We start from the raw sequence: 10,546 nt of genomic DNA on the forward strand, positions 1-10,546 counted from the left end.
CGGCCGCACGGGCGGCCTGCTGGGTGCGGCGGTCGGCGGCGGCGCCGGCGCGGCGCTCGGCGGCAACATGTCGCGCAGCTCGTACGAGCGCGATCATGGCGATCGTGGCTATCGCCACCGCAAGCATCGTCACCACCGCGACTGGGACTGATCGCCGCTCGCGCGGCACGGTGCGCGAACCGCGCACCGGCGCGTAGACGGCGTCGGCTTCCGACGCGAGATTCGGCCCGGCGGCCTGCCGGGCCGCCATCGCCGGCCAGACCGGCGAACATTTTCCGGCTTCACCAGCCGCGGCCGGATGCCCGATCGATGGGCCGGCCAGTTTCCCCTCCTCGCAGCATTTCCCCGTTTTCCGGCTACACCGCCTCTCGCGACGGAACGCGTCCGCGCAGCGTCGACATCCTTGGCGTTCCATTCGACCCCGTTCGATCCTCGTTCCGCCCCGTTGACCCGTTTCAGTCCGACGACGGCTCATGATCGGTGCGGAGCGGCTCGCAGCCGTGCACGCTTCGGCGCGCGCCAATCTGCGTAACCGGATGTATCGCGACCCGCGTGACCGCAGTTGCGTACCCGCGCCTTCAGCGCCTCCGACGTGCGTTTGCACGGCCCCGCCCGTCAGGATTTCCCGGATAGCCAGACCGTCGCGCCACGCTCCCTCACCGCGTATCGCGGGTGCCGGCAGGTAGTGGGAAATCGAATGGAATCCATCGCAACATTTAATTGGTCGATTGCGAACGACTTCGCTATCGTCGGCGATGCTCGCGTACGGCGTCGAACCGTGCCGCCGGCCGCGCGTCGCCGCATGAACGCGAGCGCCACGGCCCGGCCGCCGGCCCCGCAAGCATGGGCCGCTGCGTCCGATGAACCGGACGAACCCGTCGCGAAGCCTGGCCGACCGAACGAAGGCGCGTGCGCCTTCAAGCCACCCCGGCAACGATGTCCCGCCGCCGCATGCGTGCCCCACGCGCATGTGTGCCGCCCGATGCCGTTGGCGCCCGGGGCCGGACCAACCCATTGCCTGGATGCACTATGTCTAAGACAACGTATTACGCGCCGCACGGCGGCCACCCGCCGCAGACCGATCTGCTGACCGATCGCGCGATGTTCACCGAGGCGTACGCGGTGATCCCGAAGGGTGTGATGCGCGACATCGTCACGAGCTGGCTGCCGTTCTGGACGAACACGCGCCTGTGGGTAATCGCCCGCCCGCTGTCGGGTTTCGCGGAAACCTTCTCGCAGTACATCGTCGAAGTGAACCCGGGCGGCGGCAGCGACAAGCCCGAGCAGGACAAGAACGCCGAAGCCGTGCTGTTCGTCGTCGAAGGCGAAGCCGAGCTGACGCTGCAGGGCACGAAGCACGTGCTGAAGCCGGGCGGCTACGCGTTCATTCCGCCGGGCGCGGACTGGACGCTGCACAACGTCAGCGATGCCGCGGTGCGTTTCCACTGGGTGCGCAAGCATTACCAGGCCGTCGACGGCATTCCGCTGCCGGACGCATTCGTGACCAACGAGCAGGACGTCGAGCCGATCCCGATGCCGGGTACCAACGGCGCATGGGTGACGACGCGCTTCGTCGACATGAGCGACATGCGCCACGACATGCACGTGAACATCGTGACGTTCGAACCGGGCGGCGTGATTCCGTTCGCTGAAACGCACGTGATGGAGCACGGGCTGTACGTGCTCGAAGGCAAGGCCGTCTATCGCCTGAACCAGGACTGGGTCGAGGTCGAAGCGGGCGATTTCATGTGGCTGCGCGCGTTCTGCCCGCAGGCATGCTATTCGGGTGGCCCCGGCCGCTTCCGCTACCTGCTGTACAAAGACGTGAACCGTCACATGAACCTGACGCTGAACCCGGCGCGCTGAGCGCTGCGTCGGCAGTCGAATGTAAAAACCCGCTGGCGCATGCCGGCGGGTTTTTTCTTTGCGCGGCGGTTGTACGGGATGCGCATGTCGACTCCAGGGCCGGTAACCTTGCCGTCGCCCGAACGGCGGCGGCGCGGGCCATCCCGTGCGTCATTCCTTGCGTCCGACGCTCAACGGCACATCGGTCAGGCGCAGCTCATGCGCCAGGTCGATCAGCGCGCGCAACCGCGCGGGCACGAAGCGATGGCCCGAATAGTAGAGCCGCAGCCCGCCGAACGACGGGCACCACGGCGCCAGCACCGGCACCAGCGCGCCGCTCTTCAGTTCTTCGCCGATGAACCATTCGGAAATGAAACCGATGCCCAGCCCGAACAGGATCGCCTGCTTGATCGCGGCCAGTTCGTTGAGCGCGAACCGCACGGGCAGGTCCATCTGCAGCTTCTGCCCGTTGCGTTCGAGCTCCCAGTGATAGATGCCGCCGTGGGCCATGCGCATGCCGATGCTCTGGTGCTTGAGCAGGTCGCGCGGATGGCGCGGCGTGCCGTGGCGTTTCAGGTACTCGGGCGTTGCGACCACCAGCATGCGGATTTCGCGCGACAGCGCGACGGCGATCATGTCCTGCGGCACGGCTTCGGCCAGACGGATGCCGGCGTCGAACCCCTCGGCGACGATGTCGATCAGGCGCGACTCGCTCACGATGTCGATGCGGACGTCGGGGTAACGCTGCGCGTACGGATGGAACAGCGGCCCCAGCAACAGATGCGCGGCCCCCTGCGGCGCGTTGATGCGCAGCGTGCCGCTCGGTGTGTCGGGCCCGGCGGCGGCATCCTCGCCGGCGCTCCTGATCTCGGCGAGCGCGGGCGCGATGCGCTCCACGTAGCGCTGGCCCGCATCGGTCAGCGACACGCTGCGTGTCGAGCGGTTGAACAGGCGCACCTTCAGGCGCGCTTCCAGTCCGGCCACGGCGCTGCTCACCGCCGTCGTCGACATGCCCAGCTCCAGCGCCGCGCCGCGAAAGCTGCTGCGGCGCGCGACGGCCAGGACCACTTCCAGCTCGGTCATTCCGGTGCGGTGCATCGATTGTCCTGATTTTCGGGATGAGTCATCAGAGATAAGGCGGCTTATCGGAACAGTAATGTATTCCTAGACTGCGTGTCATGACGGCTTGTCGGATACGCACACAAGGAGTACGCACCATGCAACGCATCGAACAGATCTACATCGACGGCGAATTCGTGACGCCGCACGGCGACGAATGGTTTGACCTGCACGACCCGAGCACCGAGCGGGTGATCGGGCAGGTCCGGCTCGGCGACGAGCAGGATGCCGAACGGGCGATCGCCGCGGCCAAGGCCGCGTTTCCCGGCTGGTCGCGCACCACGCGGGAAGAACGGATCGCCGCGCTCGAGCGCATGCGCGACGCCGTCGTCGCGCGGGAAGGCGACCTGATGGAGGCCGTCGTGACCGAATACGGCGCGCCGGTCGAGCGCGGCCGCTGGATGGCGACCTATCCGGCGGACGCGATCCGGCAGGCCATCGCCGCGCTGGAGACGTTCGCGTTCGAGGAGCAGGCCGGCTCGGCCCGCGTGATCATGACGCCCGTCGGCGTGGCCGGCCTGATCACGCCGTGGAACAGCGATGCGGGATTCATCTGCAACAAGCTGGCCACCGCGCTGGCGGCAGGCTGCACCGCGGTCATCAAGCCCAGCGAGATGAGCGCGATGCAGACGCAGGTCGTCACCGAGGCGCTGCATGCGGCGGGCTTGCCCAAGGGGGTGTTCAATATCGTCAACGGGCGCGGCGACGTGGTCGGCGACGCGATCTCGCGCAGCCCCGACGTCGCGAAGATTTCGTTCACCGGCTCGTCCGCGGTGGGCCAGCATCTGGTGAGCGCCGGCGCGGCGACGATGAAGCGCGTGACGCTGGAGCTCGGCGGCAAATCGCCGACGGTGGTGCTCGACGATGCGGATTTCGCGAGCATCATGCCGCTCGTGCTGCAGGCGGGATTCATGAACAGCGGCCAGGCCTGCATCGCGGGGACGCGCGTGCTGGTGCCGCGCCATCGGCTCGCGGAATTCGAAGACGCGATCAGCCAGGCGGTGGCGCGTGTGCGCTCAGGCGATCCGCGCGATGCCGGCACCGACATCGGGCCGATGGTCAGCGCGAAGCAATGGGAGCGGGTGCAGCACTACATCCGCATCGGGCAGGAAGAAGGCGCGGTGCTGCTGGCGGGCGGTGAAGGTCGGCCGGATGGTTTGCAGGCCGGGTGGTTCGTGAAACCGACGGTCTTTTCCCGGGCGAACAACCGGATGCGGATCGCGCAGGAAGAAATCTTCGGGCCGGTGCTGACCCTCATCCCTTACGAAGACGACGCCGATGCGATCGCCATCGCCAACGATACGCGCTACGGCCTGAGCGCGATGGTGCTGGGCAAGGACTTCGAACGCTGCGAGCGCGTGGCGCTGCAGATCGATTCCGGCCGCGTGCTCGTCAATACGCTGGCCCACGAGCCGCTTGCGCCGTTCGGCGGCTTCAAGCATTCGGGGCTGGGGCGGGAAATGGGCCGGTGGGGCATCGGCGCGTATCTGGAACCCAAGACCCTGATCGGGAGCGCAAGCCAGGTCGCGTGAGCAGGCGCTCGCATTCGATGCCCCTGTACGCCGTGCGGGGGCGTTTGCGTCTCTCATGCTGATGCATCACGCATGCATCACCGGTGATCGGGCGCGCAAGCCGGGTCGCGTGAGCAGGCACTTGCCCTCAATGCCCTTGTCCGCCGTGCGGCCGCGTTTGCGTATCTCATGCGGCTGCACATCGCACGCGCATCGCTGGTGAAAAGGCGCGGCCGGTGATTCCAAGCCTCGGAGGTGGAACGGACGCATGCGGCGCATCCTGACGATGCGAGGCTGCTCGCGGATGCCGCTGCGTTGCGCGGCTACAAGCCGAGCGCGTGCGCGGCGAGCTGCGCGACCGCCAGCCGGGTTTCGGGCAGCAGGTCATCCTCCATCAGCCACACGGCCGACAGGCCCGCCCACGCCAGAATCCACTTCAGCAGCCGACGGCGATCGAGTCGCGCGGCATCGGCCACGCACACGACGCGTTGCGTGAAGCGCGCCGGATCGACCGCGATCTCGTGCGCCGGATTGCAGAACAGGTTCGCGTAGTCGAACGCACGATCGCCGCGCAGCCCTTTCGGGTCGATCGCGAGCCATCCGCGATCGCCGAAATGAAGAATGTTGTCGTGATGGATGTCGCCGTGCAGGACGACTTCGTCGACGGGCGGCCCGGCCAGCAGCTCGCGCGCGATCGTTGCCGAGCAATGCAGCACGTCGTTGCCGGCGTTGTCCGACAGCAGCGAACGGAACCAGTCGCGCAGCGGCACGACCGAAACCGGCTCCGGCGCACGATGCGCGTGCAGCCGGGCGACGACGCCGCATGCGATGCGCATCGTGTCGTCGTCGTGACCCGATGCGGACAATTTGGCCAGCGACGGCGCGGGCTGCGCGCGCTCGAGCAGGATCGCGTCGCTGTCGTGCTGCCACACCTGCGCCGCGCCGTGCCCGTTCCACCACGTCATCAGCGCGTTGCCGCGCCGCTCTTCGTCGCAGGTGGCGACCTTCAGCATCGCGGGCCGCGCCTGCCAGAGAACGGGCAACAGGCCGCCGCTCGCGGTCAGGATCGGGCCGCCGTCGGGTACGAGGCCCCACAGGCCGAGGTATCGATCGAACATCACACGATGCTACAGGCGAAACGGATCGCGCGCAGCGCGGTTCTCCCGGCCGCGTTTGACGTGCCCGCACGTTCGACGTGAACGGCCCGACACCCTTTCCTAAATAAAATTTAGCCAGCCAAACTTTGGCTAAAGAATGTTCCGGTTTTGCGCGATCCCTTCGACAATGCGCGCCTTTCGTGACCGGTCGGTGCATATCGCGCGCCGGCCGTCGCAGCATCGAAGAAGGAGCCCGACATGACCGACCACACCGCATCCCCTCCGCCGTCCGTGCCGCCGCCGCGCCGCCGTCGCGCATGGCGCACGCTCGCGGGCGCGCTGCTCGGCCTGACGCTCGCGTGCGCGGGCATCGGCGCATGGACGATCAATCGCATCTGGACGCAGCTGCCGTCCGTCGAGCACCTCGCCGTCTATCGTCCCGCGCTGCCGCTGCGGATCTTCTCGCGCGATGGCGACCTGCTCGCCGAATACGGCGTCGAGCGGCGCGAGTTCGTGCCGCTCGAACGCATCCCGGCGCTGATGCGGCACGCGCTGCTCGCGGCCGAGGACGCGAAGTTCTATCAGCACGGCGCGGTGGATGTCGGCGGCCTCGCGCGCGCGACGTTCGCGAACGTCGTGACGGGGCAGCCGGGTCAGGGCGGGAGCACGATCACGATGCAGGTCGCGCGCAACTTCTACCTGACGCGCGACAAGGTGCTGAGCCGAAAGCTCGCCGAGATCCTGATGGCGGCCAAGCTCGAACGCGAATACAGCAAGGACAAGCTGCTCGAGCTGTACATGAACGAGATCTACCTGGGTGAGCGCGCATACGGTTTCGCGGCGGCGGCGAACGTGTATTTCGGCAAGCCGCTCGACGCGCTGAACGCGGGCGAGGCGGCCGTGCTCGCGGGGCTGCCGAAGGCGCCGTCCGCGTTCAACCCGGTCGTCAATCCGGCGCGCGCGACCGCGCGGCGCAACTACGTGCTCGGGCGGATGCACGCACTCGGCCAGCTCGACGACGCGACTTATCGCGCAGCCGTCGACGCGCCGATCGCGCTGGCGACCACGCCGCCGCCCGGGATCGTCGCCGCGCCGTACGTCGCCGAACGCGCGCGCCGGATGATGGTCGAGCGCTTTCACGACGACGCCTATACGCTCGGCCTCGACGTGACGACGACGATCTCGATGCGCGACCAGCGCGCGGCCGAAGCCGCGCTCCAGCGCACGCTGAGCCGGCAGCCGGGCGCGAAGCGCGATGCGCGCAACGGGCTCGAAGGCGCGCTCGTGTCGCTCGATGCGGCCACCGGCGACATGCTCGCGCTCGTCGGCGGCGCGGATTTCAATCGCAACGTGTTCGACCATGCGCTGCAGGCGTATCGCCAGCCGGGTTCGAGCTTCAAGCCGTTCGTCTATTCGGCCGCGCTGGAGAAGGGCTACTTCCCGGGTGTGCTCGTCGACGATACGCAGCGCACGCTCACCCATGAGGAAACCGGCGCGCGGCCGTGGCGTCCGCGCAATTTCGGCAACCGCTACGAGGGTTTCATCCCGGTACGGCGCGGGCTCGTGCGCTCGAAGAACCTGGTCGCGGTCAGCCTGATGCAGGCCACCGACGCGCGCTACGTGCAGCAGCACGCGGTGCATTTCGGCTTCGACGCGCAGCGTAATCCGGCGTCGCTGCCGCTCGCGCTCGGCGCGGGCGCGGTGACACCGCTCGAACTCGCGAGCGCGTACAGCGTGTTCGCGAACGGCGGGACGCGGATGGAGCCGCGCCTGATCCTGTCGGTGAAGCAGCGCCACGGCGGCGCGATGTACGAGGCCACGACGCCGGAAGGCGCGCGCGTCGTGTCGGCGCGTAACGCATTCTTGATGGACAGCATGCTGCGCGACGTCGTGAAGGCCGGCACCGCGCGCGGCGCGCTCGCGCTGCGCCGCGACGACGCGGCCGGCAAGACGGGCACGTCGAACGGGTCGAAGGATGTGTGGTTCGCCGGCTACTCGTCGGGGGTCGTCGCGGTCGCGTGGCTCGGCTACGACACGCCGCGCCCGATGGGGCGCGCGACCGGCGCGACGCTGGCGCTGCCGGTCTGGCTCGACTACATGAAGACGGCCGTCGACGGACGCACGCCGGTCGATGCGACGCCGCCGCAGGACGTCGCGCTCGTCGACGGCGATTTCGTCTACGCCGAATACACGCGCGGCACGTGCACGGCCGACGTGCCGTCGTACATCCGCAGCCGCTTCGCCTGCGGCGGCGCGGCGGCGCAGGACGCCTCCGATGCGCCGGCCGGCAGCGGCAAACCCGACGAGCCGATGCCCGCGGCCGTCGACGCGGCCGAGCGCGAGCGCGTGCTCGACCTGTTCCGTACCGACGACTGACGCGCATCATGCATACGCTTTATCTGATTGCGATCGTCGCGGAAGCGATGTCGGGTGCGCTGATGGGCATGCGGCGCGGGATGGACCGCTTCGGGCTCGCGCTCGTCGGCGCGGTGACGGCGCTCGGCGGCGGCACCGTGCGCGACGTGCTGCTCGGCCACTATCCGCTCGGCTGGATCGCGCATCCCGAATACCTGGTGATTACGCTGGCCGCGGCAACCGTCGCATCGTGGGCCGCCCGGCATGTCGCGCGAATGAAGACGCTGTTCGTCACCGTCGACGCGATCGGCCTCGCCGCGTTCACGATCATCGGCTGCGACATCGGCGCGTCGACCGGCGCCGCGCCGATCATCGTCGTGCTGGCCGGCGCGATCACCGGCGTGTGCGGCGGGATGCTGCGCGACCTGCTGTGCAACGAGATGCCGCTGATCCTGCGCGAGGAACTGTACGCGAGCGTCGCGTTCGTGACGGGGGCGTTGTATGTCGGGATGCAGCATCTCGGCATCGATGCGGACGCGGCGACCGTGGTCGCGCTGGCGGCCGGTTTCTCGATGCGGATGCTGGCCGTGCGGCTCGGGTGGAAGATGCGGACCTTCGGCGCGGCCGACGTCGGGCATTGACGCGTGGCCGCGCGGCGGCGTTCAGTCCGGCTGCATCACCTGGAAGACATTGCCTTCCGGATCGATGCCGTCGAGCAGCCGGTACGGGAATCCGTCGAAGCGCTTGACGTCGCGCACGGTGACGCCGTCGCGCGCGAGACGGTCGCGATGCGCGTCGATGTCGGCGTCGATCCGGAAGACGAGCTTCATGTTGTTCGTCTCCGGGTTCGCATTCGACGGCGCGGCCGCGTGGCGAAACGCCGGGCCGGCCAGATGCAACGCGAGTTCGATCGCGCCCGCGTCGAGCACCGCCCATTCACCGTCGATTTCCTCGATGACAGGCAGATCGAAATGGCGTTGATAGAACGCCTTCAGCAGCGTGACGTCCTGGACGTACAGGATGATGCGGGTCATCGGAAGCGGCATGGGAGTCTCCTCGAAAGGGAAGCGCGAATGAGGCTGCCTGAAAGTCGGGCGCGCCGATCGACGACCGGGAAGCGGCCGCCCCGCATGCACCCGCGGCGTCATGCCGGGACCATGACCGGCGGCGCACCGTCGCCGGTTTCCACCATCTTCACGGAAAACCCGTAGCACTGCGCGATATGCGCGGGCGTCATCACGTCGCGCGGCGTGCCGTGCGCGACGATCGTGCCGTCGGCGAGCATCGCGATCGTATCCGCGTGCCGCGCGGCGAGGTTCGGATCGTGGACGATCGCGAGCACGCCGAGCCGCCATTCGCGCGCGACCGAGCGCACGGTGTCGAGCAGCCGGTGCTGGTGCGCGAGGTCGAGCGCGGCGGTCGGTTCGTCGAGCAGCAGGTAGCGCGGGCCGCTCTCCGTTGCGTCGTCGTCCGGCCATAGCTGCGCGAGCACGCGCGCGAACTGCACGCGCGCGAGTTCGCCGCCCGACAGCGTCGTGACGTCGCGGCCGACGAGCGCGTCGGCGCCCGCGCGTTCGAGCGCGCGCCACGCGATGTCGCGATCGTGATGCGATGTCGCGCCGCTGCGCCGCGCATGCGGATAACGGCCGAGCAGCACGATTTCGTCGACGCTGAACGGGAAGGCCGGTTGCGCGGCCTGCGGCAGCACCGCGCGCAGGCACGCGAGGCGCGGCGCGTCGATGCGCGCGAGCGGTTCGCCGTTCAGCGTGATGTCGCCGGTCACGCGTACGCCGCTCGGCGCGACGCTGCCGGTCAGTTCGCCGGCGAAGGTCTTCAGCAGCGTGCTCTTGCCCGCGCCGTTGCGGCCGAGCAGCGCGGTCACGCGGCCCGGTTCGATCGACAGCGACAGGTCGCGGAGGATGGCGTTGTGGCGGCGCGCGACGTCGAGATGGTGTGCGGTCAGCATGGTCGTCGTGAAGAAAGGGTTACCCGCCGAGCGCGCCGCGGCTTTTCCACAGCAGTGCCAGAAAGAACGGTGCGCCGAGCAGCGCGGTCAGCACGCCGAGCGGAATTTCGGCCGGCGCCGCGACCGTGCGCGCGGCGAGATCGGCGGCGAGCGTCAGCAACGCGCCGAGCAGCGCGGCGCCGGGCAGCACGACGCGCTGGTCGGGGCCGCACGCGAGACGCACGCAATGCGGCGCGACGAGCCCGATGAAGCCGATGATGCCGGCGCACGATACCAGCGCGCCGACCGCGAGCGCGACCGCGACGAGCACGCGCCGCTTCAGCCGCTGCACCGGCACGCCGAGGTGCAGCGCCTCGGTTTCGCCGAGCTGCAACGCGTTCAGCGCGTCGCGTTCGCGTGCGAGCAGCACGCAGCCGATCGCGACGCACGGCGCGACGGCCGCCAGCGCGGACCATTGCGCGCCGCCGAGGCTGCCGAGGCTCCAGAAGGTCAGCGAGCGCAGCTGCGCATCGTCGGCGACGAACGTGAGCAGCCCGATCGCGGCGCCGGCCAGCGCATTGATCGCGATGCCGGCGAGCAGCAGCAGCGGCAACGCGAGCCGGCCGCGCGACGCGGCGAGCCGGTAGACGAGCGCGGCGACCGCGAGCGCGCCC

Annotated in this window: 9 protein-coding genes; 4 read left to right on the top strand and 5 right to left on the bottom strand. The window is 69.1% G+C overall.

Features of this window, described 5'->3' with window-relative positions; translation table 11 throughout:
* Positions 1 to 1,029 precede the first annotated feature (1,029 nt).
* The gene (locus DPV74_RS34365; protein WP_027790398.1) at positions 1,030 to 1,866 is read left to right on the top strand and encodes a bifunctional allantoicase/(S)-ureidoglycine aminohydrolase; all 837 of its coding nucleotides are present in this window, start codon (positions 1,030 to 1,032) and stop codon (positions 1,864 to 1,866) included.
* Between the two features lie 150 nt (positions 1,867 to 2,016).
* Here the strand turns inward: DPV74_RS34365 and DPV74_RS34370 are convergent, their stop codons facing one another.
* Positions 2,017 to 2,943, bottom strand: coding sequence for a LysR family transcriptional regulator (locus DPV74_RS34370; RefSeq protein WP_162923218.1), 927 nt, complete (start codon positions 2,941 to 2,943; stop codon positions 2,017 to 2,019).
* A gap of 119 nt (positions 2,944 to 3,062) precedes the next feature.
* Here DPV74_RS34370 and DPV74_RS34375 point away from each other — a divergent pair, with 119 nt between their 5' ends.
* Positions 3,063 to 4,496: an aldehyde dehydrogenase family protein gene (locus DPV74_RS34375; protein WP_119338813.1), complete on the top strand. Its 1,434-nt coding sequence runs from the start codon at positions 3,063 to 3,065 to the stop codon at positions 4,494 to 4,496.
* A 302-nt stretch (positions 4,497 to 4,798) separates the two neighbouring features.
* Here DPV74_RS34375 and DPV74_RS34380 read toward each other — a convergent pair whose 3' ends face one another.
* Entirely contained in the window at positions 4,799 to 5,593 is a 795-nt protein-coding gene (locus DPV74_RS34380) for an aminoglycoside phosphotransferase family protein (RefSeq protein WP_119338814.1), read from the bottom strand.
* 237 nt (positions 5,594 to 5,830) lie between these two features.
* On the opposite strand from DPV74_RS34380, the gene DPV74_RS34385 reads away from it, so the two are divergent.
* Both DPV74_RS34385 and DPV74_RS34390 read left to right on the top strand, forming a co-directional pair.
* Positions 5,831 to 7,948, top strand: a complete 2,118-nt coding sequence (locus DPV74_RS34385) for a penicillin-binding protein 1A (protein WP_119338815.1) — start codon at positions 5,831 to 5,833, stop codon at positions 7,946 to 7,948.
* Between the two features lie 8 nt (positions 7,949 to 7,956).
* On the top strand, positions 7,957 to 8,568 hold the full coding sequence (locus DPV74_RS34390; RefSeq protein WP_060083793.1) for a trimeric intracellular cation channel family protein: 612 nt from the start codon (positions 7,957 to 7,959) through the stop codon (positions 8,566 to 8,568).
* A 21-nt stretch (positions 8,569 to 8,589) separates the two neighbouring features.
* Here the strand turns inward: DPV74_RS34390 and DPV74_RS34395 are convergent, their stop codons facing one another.
* The 3 genes from DPV74_RS34395 to DPV74_RS34405 all read right to left on the bottom strand — a co-directional run.
* Complete coding sequence (locus tag DPV74_RS34395; RefSeq protein WP_119338816.1) at positions 8,590 to 8,973, bottom strand: VOC family protein; 384 nt, start codon at positions 8,971 to 8,973, stop codon at positions 8,590 to 8,592.
* A gap of 98 nt (positions 8,974 to 9,071) precedes the next feature.
* Complete coding sequence (locus tag DPV74_RS34400; protein WP_119338817.1) at positions 9,072 to 9,893, bottom strand: heme ABC transporter ATP-binding protein; 822 nt, start codon at positions 9,891 to 9,893, stop codon at positions 9,072 to 9,074.
* A gap of 19 nt (positions 9,894 to 9,912) precedes the next feature.
* Positions 9,913 to 10,546: iron ABC transporter permease (locus DPV74_RS34405; RefSeq protein ID WP_162923219.1), on the bottom strand; the 634-nt coding region annotated here is incomplete at its 5' end.

It is taken from the genome of Burkholderia sp. HAN2018 (assembly GCF_024704855.1).
Classification (GTDB): domain Bacteria; phylum Pseudomonadota; class Gammaproteobacteria; order Burkholderiales; family Burkholderiaceae; genus Burkholderia; species Burkholderia cepacia.

Bases quoted from the DNA above. Each gene is read 5' to 3' on its own strand.
- DPV74_RS34400 (WP_119338817.1), bottom strand. From the start codon at position 9,893: ATGCTGACCGCACACCATCTCGACGTCGCGCGCCGCCACAACGCCATC.
- DPV74_RS34365 (WP_027790398.1), top strand. From the start codon at position 1,030: ATGTCTAAGACAACGTATTACGCGCCGCACGGCGGCCACCCGCCGCAG.
- DPV74_RS34380 (WP_119338814.1), bottom strand. From the start codon at position 5,593: ATGTTCGATCGATACCTCGGCCTGTGGGGCCTCGTACCCGACGGCGGC.
- DPV74_RS34375 (WP_119338813.1), top strand. From the start codon at position 3,063: ATGCAACGCATCGAACAGATCTACATCGACGGCGAATTCGTGACGCCG.
- DPV74_RS34370 (WP_162923218.1), bottom strand. From the start codon at position 2,943: ATGCACCGCACCGGAATGACCGAGCTGGAAGTGGTCCTGGCCGTCGCG.
- DPV74_RS34390 (WP_060083793.1), top strand. From the start codon at position 7,957: ATGCATACGCTTTATCTGATTGCGATCGTCGCGGAAGCGATGTCGGGT.
- DPV74_RS34385 (WP_119338815.1), top strand. From the start codon at position 5,831: ATGACCGACCACACCGCATCCCCTCCGCCGTCCGTGCCGCCGCCGCGC.
- DPV74_RS34395 (WP_119338816.1), bottom strand. From the start codon at position 8,973: ATGCCGCTTCCGATGACCCGCATCATCCTGTACGTCCAGGACGTCACG.